34 protein-coding genes and 5 tRNA genes are annotated in these 22,834 nt (G+C 32.7%); 29 read left to right on the forward strand and 10 right to left on the reverse strand.

The annotated features are described in order from the left end of the window. Positions 1-31: 31 nt before the first annotated feature. Positions 32-1,657: a chaperonin GroEL gene (gene groL, locus AB4865_RS07060; RefSeq protein ID WP_372472572.1), complete on the forward strand. Its 1,626-nt coding sequence runs from the start codon at positions 32-34 to the stop codon at positions 1,655-1,657. Positions 1,658-1,736: 79 nt separating this feature from the next. Then, on the forward strand, positions 1,737-2,387 hold the full coding sequence (locus AB4865_RS07065) for an SLATT domain-containing protein (RefSeq protein ID WP_372472573.1): 651 nt from the start codon (positions 1,737-1,739) through the stop codon (positions 2,385-2,387). 132 nt (positions 2,388-2,519) lie between these two features. Here the strand turns inward: AB4865_RS07065 and AB4865_RS07070 are convergent, their stop codons facing one another. The 4 genes from AB4865_RS07070 to AB4865_RS07085 form a co-directional block, all read right to left on the reverse strand. Beyond that, a complete protein-coding gene (locus AB4865_RS07070) occupies positions 2,520-2,900 on the reverse strand; it encodes a DUF1573 domain-containing protein (protein WP_372472575.1) in 381 nt (126 codons plus the stop codon). A 70-nt stretch (positions 2,901-2,970) separates the two neighbouring features. Beyond that, the gene (locus tag AB4865_RS07075) at positions 2,971-3,543 is read right to left on the reverse strand and encodes a C40 family peptidase (RefSeq protein WP_372472576.1); all 573 of its coding nucleotides are present in this window, start codon (positions 3,541-3,543) and stop codon (positions 2,971-2,973) included. Next, the gene (locus tag AB4865_RS07080) at positions 3,540-5,381 is read right to left on the reverse strand and encodes a DUF349 domain-containing protein (RefSeq protein ID WP_372472577.1); all 1,842 of its coding nucleotides are present in this window, start codon (positions 5,379-5,381) and stop codon (positions 3,540-3,542) included. The genes AB4865_RS07075 and AB4865_RS07080 overlap by 4 nt, the downstream gene beginning before the upstream one ends. Positions 5,382-5,390: 9 nt before the next feature. Beyond that, positions 5,391-6,719: an AAA family ATPase gene (locus AB4865_RS07085; protein ID WP_372472578.1), complete on the reverse strand. Its 1,329-nt coding sequence runs from the start codon at positions 6,717-6,719 to the stop codon at positions 5,391-5,393. A gap of 329 nt (positions 6,720-7,048) precedes the next feature. On the opposite strand from AB4865_RS07085, the gene AB4865_RS07090 reads away from it, so the two are divergent. The 5 genes from AB4865_RS07090 (at position 7,049) to AB4865_RS07110 (ending at position 7,559) form a co-directional block, all read left to right on the forward strand. Next, positions 7,049-7,122: transfer RNA gene (locus tag AB4865_RS07090), tRNA-Lys, on the forward strand. A 56-nt stretch (positions 7,123-7,178) separates the two neighbouring features. After that, a tRNA-Lys gene (locus tag AB4865_RS07095) sits at positions 7,179-7,251 on the forward strand. Positions 7,252-7,289: 38 nt separating this feature from the next. Beyond that, positions 7,290-7,362 (forward strand) — tRNA-Lys (locus AB4865_RS07100). 7 nt (positions 7,363-7,369) lie between these two features. After that, positions 7,370-7,451: transfer RNA gene (locus tag AB4865_RS07105), tRNA-Leu, on the forward strand. Between the two features lie 35 nt (positions 7,452-7,486). Then, positions 7,487-7,559 (forward strand) — tRNA-Lys (locus AB4865_RS07110). A gap of 29 nt (positions 7,560-7,588) precedes the next feature. On the opposite strand, the gene AB4865_RS07115 is transcribed toward AB4865_RS07110, so the two are convergent. After that, the gene (locus tag AB4865_RS07115) at positions 7,589-8,860 is read right to left on the reverse strand and encodes a DUF2851 family protein (RefSeq protein WP_372472579.1); all 1,272 of its coding nucleotides are present in this window, start codon (positions 8,858-8,860) and stop codon (positions 7,589-7,591) included. Between the two features lie 31 nt (positions 8,861-8,891). Further along, positions 8,892-9,365 (reverse strand): DUF4112 domain-containing protein, encoded by a 474-nt coding sequence (locus AB4865_RS07120; RefSeq protein ID WP_372472580.1) that lies wholly within the window; start codon positions 9,363-9,365, stop codon positions 8,892-8,894. A gap of 178 nt (positions 9,366-9,543) precedes the next feature. Here AB4865_RS07120 and AB4865_RS07125 point away from each other — a divergent pair, with 178 nt between their 5' ends. From AB4865_RS07125 to AB4865_RS07190, 14 genes are all read left to right on the forward strand, one after another. Further along, a complete protein-coding gene (locus AB4865_RS07125) occupies positions 9,544-9,933 on the forward strand; it encodes a hypothetical protein (protein WP_372472581.1) in 390 nt (129 codons plus the stop codon). After that, positions 9,915-10,559 (forward strand): hypothetical protein, encoded by a 645-nt coding sequence (locus AB4865_RS07130; RefSeq protein WP_372472582.1) that lies wholly within the window; start codon positions 9,915-9,917, stop codon positions 10,557-10,559. The genes AB4865_RS07125 and AB4865_RS07130 overlap by 19 nt, the downstream gene beginning before the upstream one ends. Positions 10,560-10,798: 239 nt before the next feature. After that, positions 10,799-11,158: a hypothetical protein gene (locus AB4865_RS07135; RefSeq protein ID WP_372472583.1), complete on the forward strand. Its 360-nt coding sequence runs from the start codon at positions 10,799-10,801 to the stop codon at positions 11,156-11,158. A 136-nt stretch (positions 11,159-11,294) separates the two neighbouring features. Further along, positions 11,295-11,756 carry a hypothetical protein gene (locus AB4865_RS07140; protein WP_372472584.1) on the forward strand — a complete coding sequence of 154 codons (462 nt, stop codon included), beginning with the start codon at positions 11,295-11,297 and terminating at the stop codon, positions 11,754-11,756. Between the two features lie 85 nt (positions 11,757-11,841). Next, entirely contained in the window at positions 11,842-12,069 is a 228-nt protein-coding gene (locus AB4865_RS07145; protein ID WP_372472585.1) for a hypothetical protein, read from the forward strand. Positions 12,070-12,137: 68 nt separating this feature from the next. Beyond that, positions 12,138-13,016 (forward strand): IS982 family transposase, encoded by an 879-nt coding sequence (locus tag AB4865_RS07150; protein WP_372472445.1) that lies wholly within the window; start codon positions 12,138-12,140, stop codon positions 13,014-13,016. Positions 13,017-13,084: 68 nt separating this feature from the next. Then, a complete protein-coding gene (locus tag AB4865_RS07155) occupies positions 13,085-13,273 on the forward strand; it encodes a hypothetical protein (protein WP_372472586.1) in 189 nt (62 codons plus the stop codon). Positions 13,274-13,340: 67 nt separating this feature from the next. After that, positions 13,341-13,931, forward strand: coding sequence for a hypothetical protein (locus AB4865_RS07160; RefSeq protein WP_372472587.1), 591 nt, complete (start codon positions 13,341-13,343; stop codon positions 13,929-13,931). Between the two features lie 146 nt (positions 13,932-14,077). Next, complete coding sequence (locus AB4865_RS07165; RefSeq protein WP_372472589.1) at positions 14,078-14,509, forward strand: hypothetical protein; 432 nt, start codon at positions 14,078-14,080, stop codon at positions 14,507-14,509. A 43-nt stretch (positions 14,510-14,552) separates the two neighbouring features. Then, a complete protein-coding gene (locus tag AB4865_RS07170) occupies positions 14,553-15,092 on the forward strand; it encodes a hypothetical protein (RefSeq protein WP_372472590.1) in 540 nt (179 codons plus the stop codon). Positions 15,093-15,222: 130 nt separating this feature from the next. After that, complete coding sequence (locus AB4865_RS07175; RefSeq protein ID WP_372472591.1) at positions 15,223-15,411, forward strand: type II toxin-antitoxin system HicA family toxin; 189 nt, start codon at positions 15,223-15,225, stop codon at positions 15,409-15,411. Between the two features lie 36 nt (positions 15,412-15,447). Beyond that, positions 15,448-15,825 carry a helix-turn-helix domain-containing protein gene (locus AB4865_RS07180; RefSeq protein WP_372472592.1) on the forward strand — a complete coding sequence of 126 codons (378 nt, stop codon included), beginning with the start codon at positions 15,448-15,450 and terminating at the stop codon, positions 15,823-15,825. Positions 15,826-15,992: 167 nt separating this feature from the next. After that, a complete protein-coding gene (locus tag AB4865_RS07185) occupies positions 15,993-16,157 on the forward strand; it encodes a hypothetical protein (RefSeq protein WP_372472593.1) in 165 nt (54 codons plus the stop codon). A gap of 30 nt (positions 16,158-16,187) precedes the next feature. Then, positions 16,188-16,571 (forward strand): DUF5053 domain-containing protein, encoded by a 384-nt coding sequence (locus AB4865_RS07190; protein ID WP_372472594.1) that lies wholly within the window; start codon positions 16,188-16,190, stop codon positions 16,569-16,571. Positions 16,572-16,655: 84 nt separating this feature from the next. Here the strand turns inward: AB4865_RS07190 and AB4865_RS07195 are convergent, their stop codons facing one another. From AB4865_RS07195 to AB4865_RS07210, 4 genes are all read right to left on the reverse strand, one after another. Further along, positions 16,656-16,988 carry a VRR-NUC domain-containing protein gene (locus AB4865_RS07195; protein WP_372472595.1) on the reverse strand — a complete coding sequence of 111 codons (333 nt, stop codon included), beginning with the start codon at positions 16,986-16,988 and terminating at the stop codon, positions 16,656-16,658. 34 nt (positions 16,989-17,022) lie between these two features. Continuing rightward, positions 17,023-18,153, reverse strand: coding sequence for a tyrosine-type recombinase/integrase (locus AB4865_RS07200; RefSeq protein ID WP_372472596.1), 1,131 nt, complete (start codon positions 18,151-18,153; stop codon positions 17,023-17,025). Positions 18,154-18,478: 325 nt separating this feature from the next. Continuing rightward, a complete protein-coding gene (locus AB4865_RS07205) occupies positions 18,479-18,931 on the reverse strand; it encodes a hypothetical protein (protein WP_372472597.1) in 453 nt (150 codons plus the stop codon). A gap of 25 nt (positions 18,932-18,956) precedes the next feature. Continuing rightward, entirely contained in the window at positions 18,957-19,385 is a 429-nt protein-coding gene (locus AB4865_RS07210; protein WP_372472598.1) for a helix-turn-helix domain-containing protein, read from the reverse strand. A gap of 100 nt (positions 19,386-19,485) precedes the next feature. Between AB4865_RS07210 and AB4865_RS07215 the strand changes: the two genes are divergently transcribed. Genes AB4865_RS07215 through AB4865_RS07250 form a run of 8 tightly spaced genes read left to right on the forward strand, consistent with a single transcriptional unit; the run spans position 19,486 to position 22,802 of the window. Next, on the forward strand, positions 19,486-19,701 hold the full coding sequence (locus AB4865_RS07215) for a hypothetical protein (RefSeq protein ID WP_372472599.1): 216 nt from the start codon (positions 19,486-19,488) through the stop codon (positions 19,699-19,701). 3 nt (positions 19,702-19,704) lie between these two features. Continuing rightward, the gene (locus AB4865_RS07220) at positions 19,705-19,968 is read left to right on the forward strand and encodes a hypothetical protein (protein WP_372472600.1); all 264 of its coding nucleotides are present in this window, start codon (positions 19,705-19,707) and stop codon (positions 19,966-19,968) included. A 41-nt stretch (positions 19,969-20,009) separates the two neighbouring features. Beyond that, positions 20,010-20,216, forward strand: a complete 207-nt coding sequence (locus AB4865_RS07225) for a hypothetical protein (protein ID WP_372472602.1) — start codon at positions 20,010-20,012, stop codon at positions 20,214-20,216. 60 nt (positions 20,217-20,276) lie between these two features. Continuing rightward, positions 20,277-20,462 carry a hypothetical protein gene (locus tag AB4865_RS07230; protein WP_372472603.1) on the forward strand — a complete coding sequence of 62 codons (186 nt, stop codon included), beginning with the start codon at positions 20,277-20,279 and terminating at the stop codon, positions 20,460-20,462. Between the two features lie 39 nt (positions 20,463-20,501). Then, positions 20,502-20,762, forward strand: a complete 261-nt coding sequence (locus tag AB4865_RS07235; protein ID WP_372472604.1) for a hypothetical protein — start codon at positions 20,502-20,504, stop codon at positions 20,760-20,762. A 12-nt stretch (positions 20,763-20,774) separates the two neighbouring features. Next, complete coding sequence (locus tag AB4865_RS07240; protein WP_372472605.1) at positions 20,775-21,776, forward strand: hypothetical protein; 1,002 nt, start codon at positions 20,775-20,777, stop codon at positions 21,774-21,776. A 45-nt stretch (positions 21,777-21,821) separates the two neighbouring features. Then, positions 21,822-22,220 carry a CHC2 zinc finger domain-containing protein gene (locus AB4865_RS07245; protein ID WP_372472606.1) on the forward strand — a complete coding sequence of 133 codons (399 nt, stop codon included), beginning with the start codon at positions 21,822-21,824 and terminating at the stop codon, positions 22,218-22,220. A 12-nt stretch (positions 22,221-22,232) separates the two neighbouring features. Continuing rightward, a complete protein-coding gene (locus AB4865_RS07250; protein ID WP_372472607.1) occupies positions 22,233-22,802 on the forward strand; it encodes a hypothetical protein in 570 nt (189 codons plus the stop codon). Positions 22,803-22,834 lie beyond the last annotated feature (32 nt).

Raw genomic sequence — 22,834 nt, forward strand, 5'->3', positions numbered from 1 at the left:
AACAGTTTTAAAATTAAAATAAATTTGACAAATGGCAAAAGAAATAAAATTTGATATTGAAGCACGCGAAGGATTAAAACGCGGTGTAGATGCATTGGCAAATGCAGTAAAAGTAACCTTAGGACCAAAAGGTCGTAATGTAATCATTTCAAAATCATTCGGTGCTCCGCATGTTACAAAAGACGGAGTATCAGTAGCAAAAGAAGTAGAATTGGCAGATACATTGGAAAATATGGGAGCTCAAATGGTAAAAGAAGTAGCTTCTAAAACCAATGATTTGGCAGGTGACGGAACCACTACAGCAACAGTTTTGGCTCAAGCTATCGTAAAAGAAGGTTTGAAAAATGTGGCAGCTGGTGCCAATCCAATGGATTTGAAAAGAGGAATCGACAAAGCAGTAGATGTTATCGTAAAAGATTTGGCATCTCAAGCTCAAGAAGTGGGTTCAACTACTGAAAAAATCAAACAAGTAGCGTCTATTTCTGCAAACAACGATGAGGTAATTGGTGAATTGATTGCTGAGGCGTTTGGAAAAGTAGGAAAAGAAGGAGTAATTACTGTAGAAGAAGCAAAAGGTACAGATACTTATGTAGATGTAGTAGAAGGAATGCAATTTGACAGAGGATATTTGTCTCCCTATTTTGTAACAAACCCAGAAAAAATGGAAACTGAGTTTGACAATCCTTATATTTTATTATACGACAAAAAAATCTCTTCATTAAAAGAGTTATTACCCGTTTTAGAACCAGTAGCTCAATCAGGAAAACCTTTGTTGATTATCGCAGAAGATGTGGACGGTGAAGCTCTTTCTACTTTGGTAGTAAACAAATTGAGAGGGGCTTTGAAAATCGCTGCGGTAAAAGCTCCAGGATTTGGAGATAGAAGAAAGGCTATGTTAGAAGACATCGCAGTCTTGACAGGTGGAGTAGTGGTAGCCGAGGAAAGTGGATACACTTTAGAAAACGCTACTTTGGATATGTTGGGTACAGCAGAGAGAGTTTCTATCGACAAAGACAATACGACGATTGTAAACGGAGCTGGTAACTCTGAATTGATCAAAAACAGAGTGAACCAAATCAAAGCTCAGATGGAAACTACAACTTCTGACTACGATAGAGAAAAATTACAAGAGCGTTTGGCTAAATTGGCTGGTGGTGTTGCTGTGTTGTATGTAGGAGCTGCTTCTGAGGTAGAAATGAAAGAGAAAAAAGACCGTGTGGACGATGCATTACACGCAACTCGAGCAGCAGTTGAAGAAGGAATTGTTGCAGGTGGTGGTGTAGCTTTGTTGAGAGCTAAAAATGTATTGACTTCGGTTGAGGCTGCCAATGCAGATGAGAAGACAGGTATTCAAATCGTTTCAAGAGCGATCGAAGCTCCATTGCGTACGATTGTAGAAAACGCAGGATTGGAAGGTTCGGTAATCGTTTCAAAAGTAGGAGAGGGAACAGGTAACTTTGGTTACAATGCCAAAACTGATGAGTATGTAGATATGTTGTCTGCGGGAATCATCGACCCTAAGAAAGTTACTCGTGTAGCATTGGAAAATGCAGCATCAGTTTCAGGAATGATTTTGACTACAGAATGTGCATTGGTTGAAATCAAAGAGGATACTCCAGCTATGCCAATGGGTGGAGGTATGCCAGGAATGATGTAAAATTAATTAATAATTTGAAAATTTGAAAAGACTAATAGTTTATTTACTATTGGTCTTTTTTACTTAAAATAAAAATAATATGCAAAACCAAAATGAAAAATCTATTTTTGAAGGTTCAAAAAAGTATCTTGAAAAAAGTTTTCTTGAAGAATTAAATTATAAAATTTGGTCAACCAAAGGAGCTAGATTTGAAGCTGATAAAAGATTAAGAATTAAAGCAAAATGGTCTAATATTAGTTTGTCTTTTCTTTCTGCATATTTAATTATTGCAGGATTAATTTCAGTATATAATATTCATTCTAATATTAAAATCCAAATAATAAACTATATTGTCACCGCTTTGAGTATTATTTTGCTTGTGCTTTCTCAGTACGAAAACTATCAAAATTACAGTTTACGTGCAAAAGAATTTCATAAATGTGGATTAGAACTTAGTACACTATATAATAAGTTAAGAATTTTTAAAACATTAAATTCTAATTGTACAGAAGAGGAACGAAATAGGTTTGCTGTTAAATTATCGAAAAAGTATCAAAATATTCTTAAATCCTATGACAATCATTCAGCAATTGATTATGAAAACTTTAAAAATAATCACAAAGAATATTTTAAAGAGGATGTTTTAAGCATATTTTATTTGCTTTTAAAAAATCTTGTTGAACGTTATTTATTTTATTTAGTAATAATAATTTCGCCAGTTATATTCTATTTTTTTTATTTAATGTTTTAATTAATAGGAGATAGATGTTTATTTATTTTACTCTATAATATAAAAATGACATTTGAAACAAAAAAAACTGCTCGAAAATCGAGCAGTTTTTTTTTGTTTTAAATTTTAATACAAATTAATAGGATAAATATATTATTTATCAGCTACAACTTCACCTTTAATTCTCAAAGAAACCATACCGTTGTTTACGTTTTTAGCATTCGTTTCTACAGTAACGGTTTTAGAGATTTTTCCTAAAGCCATGTTGTATTTTACATCAATTTTTCCAGTTTTTCCTGGCATAATTGGTTCAGTTGGCTTTGAAGGAACTGTACAACCACAAGTAGATCTAACGTTTGTGATGACCAATGGTTCGTTACCTGTATTTGTAAATTCAAAAGTTCTCAGTCCGTTGTCTGTTCCTTTTGTTACTGTACCGTAATCGATAGTTTCAGTTTTAAATTTTATTTCAGCCTGAGCAAATACTGCAGTACCAATCATTGAAAAGATAGCTGCTCCAATAAATTTTTTCATATAAAAATGTTTTTTTGTTGTTTTTAATTAATTACCTAATTATAATTTTCAAAATTCGTGCCAATTCGTATTAACTTTCATTAATTACTGGACCGCATTTTGTTAAATAATTGCCATACCAAGGTTCGGTGAGATCGGATATAATCACTCCTTTTTTGGTAGAAGCATGTACAAATTTATTGTCTTTGAGGTACACACCTACGTGATTGATTTTATCAGAATTGTTGAATGAAAAGAAAACTAAATCTCCTTCTTTCAAATCTTTAACATACACACGTTTTATCAATTTTGACATATCACTGGATGTTCGTGGTAGCTTTTTGTTATAAATTTCTTCATATACTACTTGTGTAAACCCCGAACAATCGACCCCATTTTTGGTAGTTCCACCAAGTTTGTAGGGGGTGTAATACCATTCCAAAACCAAATCTTTCAATTGTTTGTTTTGGATAAAAGTATCCATGTTGTCCAAATCTACTTTTGTTGCCGATGCTTTGGCAGAAGATTTGGTTATGTTTTTGGAATTTTTCGTTTTATTGTTTGCTTTATTTTTTTCGACATTGTATTTTATTCTCCAGTCTTCTCGAGATTTACACTGTACTAAAAAAATCGAAAGTACAATAAAAGCGATTATCTTTTTCATAAATGACTTTTTAGAATTTCCAATTTTTCTTTCCAGATACTCAATTCCTCGTTGTTTTTAGTAATTTTTTTCTGACATTCTTTCAACAATGCGTTTTCTTTGTCAGAATTTTGAATGTACATACTATTGTTTTCAATAGTGATATTGTCTTTTTCAATTTCTTCAATTTTTCTATAGATGTATTTAGACTCTTTGTTTAACTGATTGACATCTTTTTGTTCGATTAATTGAGCAATTCTATTGTTGAATTTGTGCAATTCGTTTTCTCTTCTCGAAAGATTTAGATTGTTGAAAAAACCATCTAATATTCTATTGAATTTTGCTTCGATATGTCTTCTTTGGGCAGGGACACTACCTAATGTTTTCCAATGTGCAATGATCTTTTTGATACTATCCAAATCTTCTACGTGATTTCCAGTAAAAGTAGTCGATTTAATCTCTTTCAAATATTCTTTTTTCTTGTTGAAATTTTCCATTTCTGCAGAAATCTGATTTTTTCTATATTCGTTTAATCTGTTAAAATAGTAATCACATACTGAACGGAATTCTTTCCACAATTTTTCTCCTTGTTTTCTTGGAATGTAACTCAATTCTTTCCAATCGTTTTGCAATTGTATGAATAGAGGTGTAGTATCTTCGAAATTTTCGTTGTCTTTGTTTTTGATAGCCTCTGCAATCAAGGCTTCTCTTTTTTGTATAGCCTCTTGGTATTGCTGTTTGAGATTTTTGTAGAAATTTTTCTTATCTACATTGATTCTTCTTATGGCTTCTCTCAAGGCATTCCACGTAGGAGTGATTTCATTGCGAGGTACATTTCCTACTGCGATAAATTTGTTTTTCAACTCTTCGGCTTTGTCAGTAATTTCTTGCCATTGATCGTGAGTTGTAGCTTTTAAAGTATCAATGTTGTTGATTTCTACGATGATTTCCAGTTTTTTAATCAAATTTTCTCTTTCTGTAATTGCAATTTGATTTCTAAATTGATTAAATTTTTCGTGTACTTCGTTTGAAATTTCACAGAAATCATTCCATAGACTTTCTCTGTGAATTTGAGCTACTGGACCTGTTTCTTCCTTCCAAATTTTATGTAAAATTTGTAATTCTCGAATTGATTTTTGTACATCTTCATACGACAGCAAATCTTTAGCTCTTTGAATTATAGCTTGTTTTTTATTGTAATTGTTTTCAAATTCTTTGTCTCTCATTTCACGATCGAGGTGTAGGTGATCAAAGAATCTTTCTACGTGAAAATGATAATCATTCCATACGAGATTGTATTTGTCTTTTGGAATGTTTCCACACGCATTCCATTTATTTTTTAATTCGCCAAACTGCTTGAATGCTTTACCAAAATCAACTGTTTCGTCAACAAGTTTTTTTAATTCAGCAATGATATTTTTTCTTTCTTCAAGATTTTTTGCCAATTCTTTTTCTTGTTGAAGAGCAAATTCTGTTCTCAAGTTTTTATACTGGTTGTACAATTTGTCAAAAGTTTTTTTCAATGGAAAATCAAAATGAAAAGTTTTGTTTTCTTCCTCATCATTGTTTTCCTCTTGAAAAAGAGTTTTTTTCTCTTCCAATAAATTGTAATAACTGTCTAAAAATGATTTTTTTAGATTGTCTATTTCTTCTTTTATTTCGTTTATTGGTTTTTTCAATGCTTCTTCCATTGCATTGATAATGTCCTGAAAAGAAGCAAGGAGAGAAGGTTCGTACTCTTCCTTTCTTGTTACATTTTCAACAGTTTTTTCAACCTCATTTACTAAAGAGTTTTCTTTGTTGATTTCTACTTCGTTTACTTGATTGTTTTCTTTCATAATATTTTTTTCTTCAGACATAGCTATTTTTTAATTATTAGCGGTAAACCCAATTTTATTAACTTTTTCTTTATCTTTATTTGTAAAGTGATAAAGTTCGTGTTCCATTTCCATAATTCTTTGAGCAAAGTCCAAAGAATTATTCTGTTTCACTTCTACCAAGAATGTGTGACATGCCTTTACATATTCTTCAGAGAATTTTGTTTTTGCTTCATTAAAAGCTGCAACTATCAATTGAGGTGTAATTACAATTTCTTTATTTTCGTCTTTACGATAGATTGCGTAAATTCTCTTTTTAATGGCTTGAACAAAATCGATTATCATTGTATTTGAAAACAGCCTCATTTCTCTCGAAATCGATACCCAAAACTCTCTGCTGAGCATTTGATTGTCGTTGAGAATTTTTAACAATGGCGAATCTTCTATAAGACCATTGGTTAAATGGTAGATTATCAAATCAATACGTTCTTCAACATTAGGAGGGAATATAGGCAAATGCCAGTCAAAACGTCCTGCTGCTGTGATGTTTTCGTTCAATGATTTTAGTGTTTCAACAGACCCAGCAAGTAACAATTCTTGCGTGTTGTCCTTTTGTATCAAACGTAATATATTGGAAATCAATTCAGATGATTCTGCTGAATTTTGATGCCAATGTTGCTTGTTCATCAATTGATCAAAATCGTCTATGAAAATCAAGGATTTTGGCTTGTTGATTTTCTTTGATAAAAAATCAGAAAAATTTTGTTCTTCCAGCGAATGTTTATTCAATAAATAATCTTTGTATATATTAATGTATTGATAACCAATTATTTCTGATATTTTCTGAGCCCAAAATGTTTTTCCACTACCTGGAGGTCCAAATAAAAGTACACCCATTGGACGTGAAATACCCCACATTTTTCTGTGATTTGGATTGGTAAATGGATCTATGAAATCGTATATATGAAAATACAAATCGGTATATCCTACCAATTCGCTTTGTTTGTCTACTTTAGGAATATCGTTGAATATAAAATTATAATTTCCTCCTAAATATTGATGGATTACAAAACTCGAAATATAGGTTTTTATTTCACTGAGCTGCTCTTCGCTGACTCCATTTTGTATAAAAAAAGCAGCTACTTTTTCTTCTTCGATTCCCAAGTTTTTTGCAATGTCGGCGATAGATTTTAATTGATTTCTATCAGCGGCATATTTTTGTATAAATTCTTTGTGTTTATTTAGGAAATCTACAAACTCTGTGTGTGCACTATTTTTGTTTGTAGTACAAAATGACAGAGGAATGTTGAATTCAAAAATAAATCTCTGTAAATTTTCCAATGAAATGGAAAGCTCTTTAGCAATTTCTCTTAGTTGCATTTTTTTTTCATTATCAAATACAAATATAGTTAATAAAAATATTTTTTTGTTAAAAAATCTAACCTTTCTTTATTATCTTTTAAATTATTTCAACAATACTATTTGTTTTTCTATGTATATCAGAGGATTATACAAACTAATCATTGATAATAAAATCACTTCTTTAAAGAAAGAAAAGATTCTTTTATAAAATAAAAGTTGATTATAAGGTATTGTATTATAAATAATTAAATAAAAAATATGTTTATGAGATTAAAAATACCATTAAAAATAGTTTGTAAATAAAAAAAAGTTTTTACCTTTGCACTCGCTATAAATAAATGTTCAAGGACTCGATAGCTCAGTTGGTAGAGCACAACACTTTTAATGTTGGGGTCCTGGGTTTCGAGCCCCAGTCGGGTCACTAGTAGTTTTCATATTTATTTTATAGTTTTAAATTATCTACAGCAATGTAGGGCAGACTCGATAGCTCAGTTGGTAGAGCACAACACTTTTAATGTTGGGGTCCTGGGTTCGAGCCCCAGTCGGGTCACAAAAGTTCGTTCATTTATTATCATTTTTAATTGTTTAGACTCGATAGCTCAGTTGGTAGAGCACAACACTTTTAATGTTGGGGTCCTGGGTTCGAGCCCCAGTCGGGTCACAAAGTCGGCCATGTGGAGAAATTGGTAGACTCGCCATCTTGAGGGGGTGGTGTCGCAAGACGTGTCAGTTCGAATCTGATCATGGTCACTAAACTACAAAATAAGGATATAGAACATCTTTTAGACTCGATAGCTCAGTTGGTAGAGCACAACACTTTTAATGTTGGGGTCCTGGGTTCGAGCCCCAGTCGGGTCACAAATGTAGTGATTGTCATACGGCAATCGCTATTTTTTTTGCCTCAAAAGTAGGTTGCCAATTGTACATTTCATGCATTGTTTCTTAGTGCAATATTGATTATAAAGATGTAAAATCGCTTGAGAATGCAATGCGTTTTGTTTTGTAAAAACAGTGGATGGAAATTTTTCAATAATATGATTTTTTTCTACTTCCAATTGTTCGTAAATTTCGATGATTTCATCTACATTTTTCTCGTTTTTATTCTTGAAATATGTATATTTAAAGGGTAAAACAACATTGATGAGCAATAGGTTGATAAATGTTTTACTCATTTTTTTTGGTGAAATTTTTGTAGATGTTTTTCCAAAAACATATTTGTCTTTCCAGTAAGGATGAGCTTTTGTATCAAAAAATGAATAATAATCTTTTAGTGTTTTTATTTCTATTAATTCAAAAAACAAACTTGGGTGTTTGTGGACAAATTCAACAAATTGAGAAATGCGAATAGTAGGAAAATTGTCTGGTCGCAATTTGAAATAGGAAATAGGGTATGCTACCATTGATAATTGGTACAAATGTTTGATATATTGGTATTCTTTTTTCAATTGTTCTACAAAATCATCGCTATTTTCGGGTAAAATATTCATAAAACCATAGAATAGAGCATGAAGTTGTTCTGTGGATTGTCTGGTCTTTTGAAATACATGAAAAGGAATGTTTTTAATGTAATGTTCAAAGGAATTTCCGTTGATATTTGACCCAAAATAATGAAATAATTTTTTCAAAAATAGGGCTTCCCAATGTCTGTTTGATTCTTCTAATTCGTGTTCTATTTCAATAGATTTTAATTCCAACTTTTTTAAAATCAATTGATTTAGAAAAAGTGTGATTCGGTCTTTTTCTACTTCATGTACCTGATTGCTACACGGAATAGACGATTGAAAATCAAAATGTTTTTTGTAGTTTTTGATTAAATTTTTATCGACTTTTTCATGCAATTCAATAGTGGGAATTGGCACACCATTTAGATTGATTACTGGGACATCATCTGTCCATACCACGTGTAAAATTACGTTTTGATAGTTGGTATCTTCCTGATGGTTATGTAAATACCAATCTGAAGATTTTATATGGATTTCTACGTTGCCAGCCCATATTTGTCCGTCGATTTCCAATTTTGCATTGAAGAAATCGGGACCTTGTTGTTGTAAATATTCACCTTGTGACCATATTTTTACTGACTGGTTGTCAGTTGTTTTAAGGTTTTTGTAATCAAACTTTAAATATCGCCATATATAATGTAAAAAATCCTCTTTCATAGTAAAATGAGTTTAGATTCTTTCAAATATACTAAAAAATCCAATTAAAAATATACATACTCAGTTCGATAGTCCATTTTATCAATAAAACAATAGCAGTAAGTAAAAGGAAAATACTCAATAAAGCAAATGTAAATCGTTTATTGATTTTACGCATGATTGCTTTGTCTCTTTGGGCATAACCTATGATTAATTCATAATTTTCTTTGTACGATTTATTTAGAAAATCTAAGACTATACCTAAATAAGGTATCAACCCAACACAGATATCGAAAAGTGCATTGTAGATAATGAGTACTGAAAGTCGGATAGATTTTAATTTGAATATTGATATGTAAAGATAAAATAAAGTGAATATCTGTGCGATAACATCACCAACTACAGGGAAAAAACTGAGTATTCCGTCGATATAATAATCATCCATATACTTTTTAATAGTATAAAGAATTTTTATTTCATTTTTATCTAATTGATTATTATTTGTATAGATATTGTGATTTGTCATATTTTTTTTTTTATGATATAGCAATAAATGTACCTAAAATTGTATTGACTGATATTAGATATAAAACGATTATACGTTTTTTTTACTTCTATTAAATTAATAGATGTTTGAAAGAAAAAAAAACAAAATTATAAAAAGAAGATTCAAAGGTATAATAGGATTTGAAATTATTGTAAATATGGAGAATAAACAATCGACTGGTAAAGCCAAGCTGAGAAGTTTTGGAGAGTTTAGCAATATGATGGTGCATCTTTCTGAGTATACCAATGGCGACAAAGAAATAGACGGTATGCTAAAGGGTATTTGGGACAGAAGTTCGTACAAAAGAGCCACTCTCGACAGTCATATGAGTACCGATAGCACACCTATATTGTGCAGTGCCATTGTTACTGGCAACCAAACGCCCACAAATGAGGCAGTGCTTACGCGTTTGATTTATGGCGAAATGACCAAAAACCAATTTACACTCGAAGAATCGCAAGCCTTTGAAGAATTTGAAAATATGACTACCGACCACTGTCTGAAAAGCACTTTGCCAACAAGTTTTTTATGTATAAAAAGATTTTGAAAGAACGCAAGGCTTTTAAGGGTAGTATAGATCGTATCATTACCAATTATGCTATATTGGGGGCAACGCACGAAATTTTGAAAGAAACCAACGAAATTGTTTTCCCTTTTACCACAGCCGAAATGCTCGATGTGTTTGATGCGTTTGTAAACAATCTAAAACGCAAACTGGATACTGCCAATGTCATCAGCCGTTTTTGGGATGTGTTTGTAGCCTGCTTGAGTGGAAGCGAAATCAACAAGCTGCATTTAGGTTTGCAACTGGATATTCAAGGCCAATTGCTCTACATACGATTTACAGAGGTATATAATAGAATACAGACAGAGTGGTTTCCACGATTTTCGGAATCGTGCCCAAGCAAAACTACACTACTCGAAAAACTGAAAGAGGATAAATACTTTGTAGAAGAAAAAAAATCGCACCGCTTTGCCAATACCAATACCTCTGCTTATGTATTGGATCTAAACAAAATCGACAATAAAGAGAGTATTCTCTTTGCCCTAAACCTGCAATTGGAACAAAGAGAGGCACAACAAGGTCTGCAATCTTTGTTTTCACCCCCTGCAACCCCCAATAGTCATAATATAAAGGAGGAAAAGGATGCGGAGGACGGGTTGGCGTTTTAGATGTCTCTCCTTTCACATACTCTCCTCCAAGTCTTCGGAGACTTCCTCCCAAAGAGGTAAACTTTTATTTTTATTTTTTAAATAAAAATCGAAATTATAAGCGTGTTTTTAACTTCCAACAACTTCCAACAAAATGAACCTGTTTTTATTGTATAACTTGCTGATTTATAGTTTTTTTTGGATTGTTGGAAGATGAAGGGCAAAAAAGGGCTTACTAAAATTGAAAAAAAATTTTTTTTATGAAAAACGACGAATTTCAGTCATTTCGCGAAGAATTGTACCAAAAAGGTATGGTGCAGTTTGATACTTCGCTTGTAGGAATATCGGTTTATGGCTTTTTGCTGTATCGTACCCGAGAGATTTTTGTGATACTGTATCGCGGGGGCGAAAAAATAGGCTTTATCTACGAATATGGTCAAATGAGCTACGAACGACAAGTGGCTATCTACAATACGCTACCTCATTATGAAAAAGATGTGGAAGCCTTTGGTAAAAAATACCAACGCAAAATGGAAGTCCTTTATCCCAATGATGAAAATTTTGTTTTTTTGAACAAAAATGAAATATCACCATCAAGTAAAAAACGAAGTGTGTACTAACTGTATCTTGTAGACATGTAGAATGCTTGTTTTTCTATAATATAAAGTTTTATAAAATTGAAAGAATGCTAAATTGTGTACCAATAAGCTTATTACAACTATACAAGATACATAATATTTAATGCTAACAAAAGAAATGATCATCACCATCAACCTACCTGTGAGTAAGCATCTGAAAGAGTTTCTCACTACCAAATTTGGAAAAGAATATCATCCTGGTACAGACAACTGGTTTGGTATATTGATCAGTACGCTATTGGAACGCAAGTCGTGCTGGGATTTCAAGCCTAAGAAAGAAGAGCAAAATACCGAGTTTTATAGCATACATATACGCCTGTCGTATGCCAACAAGCACGGTATATTTCTTACCAAAGGGCATGAAAATCTGTTGCGAAAAGCTATCGAGAGTCTATTTCGTGAAAATATCTACGAGCAGGCATTGCTCAATAAAGAGTGCTACGGTATAGACTACAAAACGACGATTCTCAATTGTTTGGAATACTACGGTATTACCGACGATAATAGCAACTACCTTCAAGCTCTAATGAGAGATTTTTCTAGAAAGAAAGATAAAATAGAAATCCGTAGGGGTGTATGATATCCTTTTTTTAAAAAAGAGGGGTGTCTAAAGGGTGGTGTGTGTATTTTTTTTTATTGAACAGACAAAAAAATAATTTCGCAATATGACCACAATTTTAAACCAAATGGATTGTATTTCGAGAGAAATACGCAGTATAAAAATTTATCCGCATTTTGCTGTGATGCTTTTGAATCACAAAAACGAATTGTCAGAAGGCTACCAACCGATTTTTTTGTTTGAAGATATCATTACAGAGGATTATCAGCCAAATATAAAAACTCTACAACAGAGGAGCAACTATTATTATAGTATAACCTGTTGTGCATTATGAAATAAAATAAAAAAAGTTGTTCATTTAACTGAAATTCAGTATATTTAGTTCGCTAAAACAAATAAAAAATGAACAACTTAGAGCAAATATACGAAAGAATTTTAGAAGTTTTAGAAGATTTTTTTCCTCATCAACTTTTACCTTATCAAAGGAGAAAGCCAAAAATGAGTGATTTAGAATTGGTGAGTTTAAATTTAACAGCAGAATATTTAAGTATTGATAGTGAATTACAACTCTTTAGAAAAATACCTAATTCTTTGAAAAACAAAATAGAAAGAAGTGTTTATAACAAAAGAAAACGAAATCTTTTTTATTATATAAATCAGATTAGGGAAAAACTTGCAATGTGTTTTAATAGAGAGGAGAGTTATTTTGTAATTGATAGTATGCCTTTGAAAATATGTGAAAATGCTAGAGCAATGAGAAGTAAAATTTGTAGAGACGAAAGTTTTTCATATCCTGATTATGGTTTTTGTGCTAGTCAGAAGTTACATTATTTTGGATATAAATTACACATAATCTGTTCAATAGAAGGTATTGTACAAAGTTTAGATATGACTCCAGCATCTGTTCACGATGTTCATTATTTAAAAGATGTTAGTTCTCAAATTCAAAATTGCGTTTTGATTGGTGATAGAGGTTATATATCGTCACAATATCAATTAGATTTGTTTAACACTGCTACTATTCAGTTAGATACACCTAAAAGAATAAATCAAAAAGATTACAAACCTCAATTTTATTTATTCAAAAAGAAGAGAAAAAGAATCGAAACTCTATTTTCTCAACTTTGTGATCAATTTATGATTAAAAGGAATTATGCTAAATCATTCAACGGTTTTAAAACACGAATTATCAGTAAAATAACTGCTTTAACCTTAATTCAATACATTAACAAATTTGTATTAAAAAAGGAAATAAATAAAATTAAAGCAAGTATAATTTAAAATGCACAACGGGTTATAGTATAGATATTTCGTTTGGTGTGTATCTTACCGAGGAGCAAAGCGAGACTTTGCAATATTTGCTACAATCGCTCAACTGCAAACGCTTTGCCGTGCAACTCGTTACCAATACAGCTACTACCTTGATAGGAAATATCTACGAACCTCTACGCATCGAAGTGCACAACCACACCACAAATGACGAACAGGGTAGGGATAAATACAAAATAGTGATAAAAGGAGAGATAACCGTTGTATAATTGTTAATGGTATGTCGTTTTTTACATAGCCCAATCGCTGTAATATTGCATATAAAATCAATTGCGAATGATAGGAAATACCTTTATAAACACACCTTTGGCTATAGAGCAATCGTATTTTATGGCATTGATACCTACATTGCTATCTGAATATGCGTTGGTACAAAGGGCTGTTTCTATTTCTGCTGAAGAAAAAGAGCAAAAATATCTTTCTACGATACAGGGGATGAATACTCGTGCCGAGGGTGCGATGTATCCGGTGGTAATAAGTATTGTAGGGCCTATAATAAAGTATAGCTCTTGGGCGTGTTTGGGTACTTCTTTTTATGCCGATTTGTTGAAATCGTTGGACAGCAATCCGCAGGTGTTGGGTATTGTCCTAAATATAGACAGTGGTGGAGGTATGGTATCGGGTATTGCCGAGCTTACAGACACTATCAAAAATCTTGCAAAACCTACTATAGCCTATACCAGTGGCTATATGTGTTCGTACAAGCTATGGAAACCGCTGGTTTGGAAGCACAAGAAGGTATCGAAGAAAACCTTTTGTTGTTGGCTGCCAAATGCAAAGAATATGGCGATGCACAAAACCGCCATACTTTTTCAGAAAACAACGGCAAAGACGAGCCTACCAATGGGTTGCTGTACGGCTACATGAATCCCAACGATGAGCATAACAAGTTTTTAAATTCAATTTTATAATTTGGAAATTTTAAAATGTTATTTTTTTTGATAGCTATCGGAAGGTAGGGAGGATTTTTTCAGTCTCTCAATTTTTAAATTACTAATTATTAAATCATTACTATGAATAAAACTATAGACATCAACCAAGTGAAAAATGAATTGGTTCGCTACATTGGTACGAAACCACATTTTATTCAGGGGGCTATTTTGTCTCCAGAAGTATTGTTGAACCGCTATGCTCGTACGGTTACGAAGGTAAAAGGGCATTATCCTACTGTACAGGCATTGATGAGTAATGTGGTGCAAATTTTCGACTCGAAGAATTTTACACCTTATGGCGATATCAAATTTATTTCCAAGCGATTGACTAACTATCATCAAAAAATAGACTTTGAACTCGATCCTGCTGAAATCATAGGTTCGTGGTTTGAGGATATGTATGACGAAAGCAAAGGTGTCAAAGACAAATCTATTTCTCGCTTGGCTACTTCTATGCTAAGAGAAAAAATTATCGATGATGTAAACTGGCTATCGGTAAACGGAAAAATTTGATGAGTTTCAAAAAGGAGCTTCTAGCCCTACTTTTGGTACATCGATGGACGGGTTGAACGAAATCCATAAGAAAATTGCCGCAGATACAGACAATCCTGTATTTTTTATTCCTGGTGAGGCTATCACTACGGCAAATATCTTGGATGTGGTGCAGAACTACGAAAAAAATATTCCAAGTCGTATGAAGCCTAAAGTAAGATTCTTGTTTATGAACGAATCTGATGCGGAAGATTATAGAATTGCTTACGAAGATACTTATGGACAATCGCAATTTCAAACCGATGCTACACGCACAAGGTTAGGTAAGCGTACCATTATCGGTATTCCAAACCTTACCAAAGGCACCATTGTTTCTACTATCGACAAAAACTTGTTGAAATTGATTGACGAAGTAGATAACCCTGCTACTATCTCTGATGTACAAGTACACGACCGTATTTTGAGAGTGTATGGTGAATTTTCTTTGGGGTATGATTATGCTTATAATCAAGTAGTGTTTATGCACACCGCCGACGGTAGCAAACGAAGGGGATTGAACAACGAGGAGCAAAATAAATTATTCTATCCACAGGAGAGATTTTAATTTTTCTCCTAAGCCCTCTAAAGGAGGGGCTTTTTTTTTGAAAAAAAATGAAAAAAAATGTTGAAAAACTTGTATGAAAGTAAAAAATATTTTACCTTTGTATTGTTGAATTATTAAAGATAAAAGCTCTATGAAAACAAACGAATTGCTACGGTTCTTGAAGAAAAGGGGTTGCTATAAACTTAGAGATGCCAAAGGAAGCCACGAAATTTGGTACAGCCCTATCACAAAAGAAACATTTAGTGTACCCAACCACGGAGCGAATGAAGTAGGTAAGGGAATGGAAAAGAAAATCAAAAAGATACTATTGGGAGAATAATCCCAATAGTATTACTAAAATAAAATAAAAAGAATTATGAAAGCAACATTTATCGTAGAAAAGACCAATACAGGTTATTCTGCTTACTCGGAAGAGTATAATGCGGCAACCACAGCAAAAACCTACAAAGAATTAAAGGAAAATATGTTGGAAGCTCTCAATTTATTTTTAGAAGAAGAAAATTTGCCACTGGCTACTGAAAAAGATATTGTAGTAAAATTTGATTTAGCACAATTTTTCGATTATTACAATGGTATCAATATTTTGGCATTGAGCGAAAAAATGGGCATCAACAATTCTTTAATTTCTCAATACAAAACAGGTAAAAAATATCCATCTGAAAAACAAGTTCAGAAGATATTTCAAGGTATCAAATCTTATGGAGCTGAATTGGCTTCTATAGATTTGGTGTAGACTTTTGTCTATATTAATTCAACACCCTTGCCCTGCCTTTTCGGTAGGGCATTTTTTTTCCTCCCCAACCTCTCCCAAGGAGGGGCTTTTTTGAGAAAAAAATGAAAAAAAGTTTGTGTAATTACAAAAATGTTATTATATTTGTATAGTTAAAAATAAGAAAAGATATGACAGATGAAGAAAGAGAATCCGAAAGGCTACGGTTGAAAAGTGATTTAGACTATTACTTAGACAATTATAACGAACTGACAAGAGTTCGACCCAATTACAAAAAAATTGTAGATAAAGAAATCAACCGATTGGTAAAAGCGTTAAAAGCCCTCAGCAGATAGGGGGCTTTGTTTCACTAAAACTATAAAATTATGTTTGAAAAAGTAAAAGAACTAAGAGATAGATATTCAAAAGCAACTACTCTTGAAGAAAAGCAACAAATACAAAAAGAAACAGACCAATTACGAGTAGAAAACCCACAAGCGTGGGCAGATGCGATGTTGGAATGTATTACAGAATCGGCAGATAGAGCAGAAAAATTAGTAGCTAAAAAACGATTAGATGAAATTAGCAACATTATTTCTATTTCCTATATTGCCAAAGAGTATTTTGGAAAAACGCCCCAATGGTTTTACCAAAGGCTCAATGAAAATACAGTCAATGGCAAACCTGCCACTTTTACTGAAGAAGAAATAAAAACCTTAAATTTTGCTTTAAAAGACATTAGTAAAAAAATAGGCTCGGTTAGTATCTAATCTTATTTTTAACGCCCAATCCCTACCATTGAGCCGTGGTAGGGATTTTTTTATTCTAATAGAAATACTTCAATGATATAGAAATTATTTCACAATATTTGAAACAATCACTTTTTGAAATTCATCGAAAGAGCGGCACACAAAATAATCAAAACCTAATTTTCTGACCCTTTCTTCAAAGATTTTTTGGTTTGGATTTTGCCTACCTTTTTCAGTTTTCATTTCAATGAAAAGTGTTTTGTTTTTGCTGATAACTTGCAAGTCGGCAACACCAGCCAACACACCTTCATTTTTTAGGTTCACAGCTTCCAATTTGTTTCTACTTCCACCATTAGGAATTGCAAAAATCAAATCATTTGGAAACGCATAACGAAACCACCGCACACAGGCGGATTGTAATTTGCTTTCTTTTTTCATTGTAATTGGTTTTTACAAAGGTAAAAGAAAGGAATTATAAAAACAAAGGTCTTAATTTACTTTGTTCTTTCACTAAATTTTCTCGATAATCCACCGCATAAATTTCAGTAGTTCTTTGACTGGTATGTCCTAACACTTTTTGAGCAACTTCAATTCCAAATTCATTTGCTATGTTATTCGCAAAGGTATGACGCAGGGCATAGGCTGTTTTGGTTATCCCTAATTTCTTCTTCCAATATTTGAAAGCAGAGTCAAATTTATCTTTGGTTAGAGGATTTTCCGATGGTCTAAAATTTTCTCCAAACAAATAAATATCTCCTTTTTTCTTCTCTTTCAACAATTCTTTCCAAAGATACTCCGTGTGAATATTAATAGGTTTCATTACATCTTTATAATTTTTTCCTTTCTTTTCAAAAATAGTGAAAGTTTGATTTTTCATATCAATATCATTGATTTTCACTTCACGAAGTTCTGATAGTCGAGATTGTGAACTATGAAAAATTACAAGGAATCTCCATAATTCATAATGATAATCTTTCAGTGAGTTGATTTTTTCAATATCATCTTCTCTGTAAATTTCTCTTTTCTTTGGTGTATGAGGAAGTTTACGGATATAGTGGATGTAATTATGCTCAAAAATTTCCATATCGACAAAATAATTATACAATATTCCTAAATAGGATTTGATTTTGTTGTATTTGTCGTTTGAATATTTTTGTTCGAGGACTATATCCATCATTATTCTTACATCTCTTTTTCTGATTTTAGAAATTTCAATGTTGGCATGACCTGTTTTCAAGGCGATTTGTTCAATGATTTTAATAGCATTTTCAACACCTACCAAAGTGCTTTTAGAAACTTTGATTTTTTTAGAAGCTATTTTTAGAGCAAGGATAAAAGGAGTGTGTTCACTTACAGAATCATAAGGATTAATAAATTCTTTTGTAATAGGATTATAACCGTTTTTTAAATTACGATATTCGTTATCAATTAAATACCTTGTAAAATTCTGTTTTTCTTCTAATGTCTTGCAGCAGTTTACACCTGATTTGAATCTGATTTGTTTTTTATCAAATTCATAATAAAGATACCATTCTTTGTTTAAGTTGGCTTTGATGTTCTTTTCCCAATTTTTGGGATAGACTTTGATTTCTGTGTATCGCATAATTTGACCGTTTTTTTGACCGTTTTGCAAAACACAAGGGGAATAAAAAAACGCTGTAAGCCTTTGTGGACACGACTTACAGCGTAGTAGCGAGGACGGGATTTGAACCCGTGACCTCAGGGTTATGAATTTTTTCATAACTTTTTAACTATCACATTTTCAAATACTTAACTTCGGAAAAAAGGCGGTTTTTACTATAAAAAGTGTACCAAATAGGTGCGAAAAACCTCAGGGTAAATCGCTAAAAACGACCCCTTTGCACACCTATTTGATACCTCGTTTCTCTCAAAAAAAGTGTTTTTTACCCTAAAACACTATCTATAAATTAACCGTATAATTCTATTTTTTCTATTTCCTTGATGATGTTTTCAAGTCTTTGTTTTTGCTCGAAATATTTCTCACGCTTTACAGGAGTTAAAGTATGAAAGTGATATTCGCATATATTGTTTATGTACTTTAATTGTTCCTCTATACCCCACTTTAAAGCATAAGTTTTTTTGAGTTTATCTGGTTCCTCTTCAATTATAAATTTATTCAAAAATTGCTTTTCTGAAGAACGAGTGTAGTACAATACGCTTCGTATGCCATCATCATCAATAGAAAAACTACTTATACTTTTATTACCCATATAAAAATATCCCTTTCGGTAAATAAGTAGATGTTCACCCTTTTGGTAATATATTCTATTATTTATCTCTTTTACTCTTTTAAAACCAAAACGCTCAAAAGTTGTAAATAGCTGTTCTGCTTGTTGCGGTGTGTAATGTTGTGGTTCCATATTTCAATTATTTAAAAATTTCAATTCATGTTTGTAATACTTCTTTATCAGCATTTTTAGTAACTCCCGACTTTTTTAATGCCGATATCTCTTGCTCCAATTGCTTGATTTTTTCTTTTTGAAAGGCGTTGTTTTCCTCTAATAAGGTAATTTCTCTTTTTTGTCCCTGTATTATTTCCTCTCTTGCTTCTGCCAATTCCTTGTAATCAATATTTAGAGGACGTTTTTCCTCCTTTGTTCCCTCCCCAAAAATCATCCATATAGGGTCATATCCATACAATAAGCAAAAAGCAGATAATGTATCTATGCTAACATTCATTCTTCTGTTCAGAATTTCTGACAGATTGGTTCTACCTATTTTTAAATTTTTTGCAATATCAGTTTTTGAAGTGGTTTTCTCTGATAATGTTTCATTTACGCATTCAATAAAGCGTTCATTTATACTTGGATTCATATATTTAAAATTTTAAATGTCAAAATTTCTGTCGAAAAAATTTGTTTATTACAGAATTTCTGTCGTATATTTGCACCAACAAAAGGAACAAAATAAAGCAATGAACAAAAGTAAGCAAAAAAGAGAAAAGTATCACCCATTGGCAGTAAATAAAGTAGCCGAAATGTATGGGTATTCAGCGAGATATGTCCGCCAAATACTCAAAGGCGACCGCAAGGGGCTAATGGCAGACAATGTACTGAGAGATTACAAGCAACTATCTAAAGAGATAGACCAAGCCACCGAAAAAGCAGTTAATAATATCCTAAATCAGTAAGTTATGAAAAACCTAATCACACACCCACAGTTTGTGGAAATGAGAATGAAAAACAGAAAAAATACGAATACTGTAAAAAACATCCTGGCACGCATCGTCAGAAAATGTGTAAAAATCAAAACCTCTCAGGTGCGTGTCATCTGGAGTCAATTGTACAACGCTACGGCTACTCGCTCTCTCTATATCTGCGGCGTAAAAATCTGCGATATAGAGCATAGAAAGGCTACTTATAAAGATTTGGATGGGTATCTGGCGTGTAAAATATAAAAACAATGTTTGCTTTTCATATTTAATTATTTATTGATGTGATGAATGCCGAAACCGTTTTTCAGATTTATATGGCATTGTGCGAGGAGGAAAAAAAACGGTTTCGTGCGTTTGTCGAAAAGCAAACTCTACAAAAACCCAAAACCCAACCGCCTCTCTCATCGCCCCTAAAATCGCCCATAGACCGCAACCAAATACGCAACTACCTCATAGAGTTTTTGATAAAGTTGCAAGAGAGCAATGATTAATGAGTAATGATTAATGATTAATGATTAATGAGTAATGAGAAATTTCTAAATTTTATATATATGGCAAGAGAAATGATTTATAGACAGTTTTGCAAGGCTGTTTTTCGCAAACGCAAGTTTGTATGTAGTGCAGAGTTCAACACGCTCATAAAAGAAGAAATCTCTGTAAACACCACTTTTGTACGGCGTCGCATGATAGATATGCAACTGATAAAAATAGAACATCATGTGGTGAAGCCTTTTTAAAGGCAGGAGTGTTAAGTATCAAGATAAAACAACAAGAAAATGAAATTATACACATTTGCTATGTCTAAACCAAGCGAACTCATCAAAGAAGAAAAAAAAGAAAAAAAAAGATACCAAAACCGATTGTATCTATTGCACGAGGTACTGGAATACGACCGACAAAACGGACGCACACTCAAAGACTGGGAGCGTATGTACATCAACCAAGAGCGAGGAAGGTTACTTGCAGGAGTAAAGTACACACAACATCCCAAAATAGAAGAAAAAATCGAAAGATTGCATAAAGAAATAAAAAACTAAAATTAAACAATCATGGAAAGAAATTACAGACTTACAGACGAAACAATAATCTTTAACAACCGCACTTTATACAGAATAGAAGCCACAAAAGACTTTGCTGATATAAAAAAAGGAGATAAAGGTGGGTTTATAGAAAAATACGAAAACCTGTGCGATAACGCTTGGGTATATGATAATGCAAAAGTTTACGAAGATGCAAGAGTTTGCGAAAATGCAAGAGTTTACGGAAACGCAAGAGTTTATGAATATGCAGAAGTTTACGGAGGCGCAAGTGTTTTAGGATATGCACAAGTTTTCGGAAGAGCAAGAGTTTGCGAAAATGCGAGAGTTTTCGAAAATGCAAAAGTTTTCGAAAGAGCAAGAGTTTACGGACATGCAAGAGTTTACGAATATGCAAAAGTTTATGGAGATGCAAAAGTTTTCGGACATGCAAGAGTTTACGAATATGCAAAAGTTTATGGAGATGCAAAAGTTTACGGACATGCAAGAGTTTGCGAAAATGCACAAGTTTTCGGACATGCAAGAGTTTTCGAAAATGCAAGAGTTTACGGAAAAGCAAGAGTTTGCGAAAATGCAGAAGTTTTCGGAGAGGCAAGAGTTTTCGAAAATGCAAGAGTTTTCGGAGAGGCAAAAGTTTACGGAAATGCAATAGTTTACGGAAGTGCAATAGTTTATGAAAATGCAATAGTTTATGAAAATGCAATAGTTTACGGAGAGGCAAGAGTTTTCGGAGATGCAGAAGTTTTCGGATATGCAGAAATTTTCGGAGAGGCAATAGTTTTCGGAGATGCGATCATACATTCTACTAACGATTATTGCACTTTTTCAAACTTTGGCTCGATGAATAGGACAACTACTTTTTTCAAGTCAAAAGAGGGGATATTAGTAGCGTGTGGTTGTTTTAAAGGGACAATAGAAGAATTTAAAGAAAAAGTAAAAGAAACGCACAAGGGCAACAAACACGAAAGAGAATACCTCAAGATGATAGAGCTTGCAGAAATAAAATTTGAATAAGACGAATTTATTTCCAAATTTTTAAGGATCTAAATTTATAAATTTATGTATATATCAAAACCATTTATAGAAAAACTGTTACAGTCTGTAGATATACTCGAGGTGTTTCAGTATATAGGTGCAGAAAAGCTACAGAAAAAGGGTGCGTACTATTGGTGCTGCTCTCCTTTCAAGTCTGAAAAGACTCCGAGCTGTCAAATCAAAGTCAATACCCAAAGGTTTATAGACTACAGCTCCGACATTAGCGGTAACGCCATCACTTTGCTAATGCAAAAAAACAATCTCTCGTTTGTAGAAGCGGTAGAGGTTCTTGCTCAAATGAAAGGCATACCTATAGAATACGAAAACCAAGAGCGAGGAAGGTTACTTGCAGGAGTAAAGTACACACAACATCCCAAAATAGAAGAAAAAATAGAAAGATTATATAAAGAAATAAAAAACTAAAATTAAACAATCATGGAAAGAAATTACAGACTTACAGACGAAACAATAATCTTTAACAACCGCACTTTATACAGAATAGAAGCCACAAAAGACTTTGCTGATATAAAAAAAGGAGATAAAGGTGGGTTTATAGAAAAATACGAAAACCTGTGCGATAACGCTTGGGTATATGATAATGCAAAAATATACGGAAACGCAGAAGTTTACGGAAATGCAAGAGTTTACGGAAATGCAAAAGTTTATGGAGATGCAAAAGTTTACGGACATGCAATAGTTTACGGAGAGGCAAGAGTTTTCAGAGATGCAGAAGTTTACGGATATGCAGAAATTTTCGGAGAGGCAATAGTTTTCGGAGATGCGATCATACATTCTACTAACGATTATTGCACTTTTTCAAACTTTGGCTCTGAAAACAGAACCACTACTTTTTTCAAGTCAAAAGAGGGGATATTAGTAGCGTGTGGTTGTTTTAAAGGGACAATAGAAGAATTTAAAGAAAAAGTAAAAGAAACGCACAAGGGCAACAAACACGAAAGAGAATACCTCAAGATGATAGAACTTGTAGAAATAAAATTTGAATAAGACGAATTTATTTCCAAATTTTTAAGGATCTA

The sequence above is a fragment of the Capnocytophaga sp. ARDL2 genome (assembly GCF_041530365.1).
In the GTDB taxonomy this organism is placed as follows: Bacteria; Bacteroidota; Bacteroidia; order Flavobacteriales; family Flavobacteriaceae; genus Flavobacterium.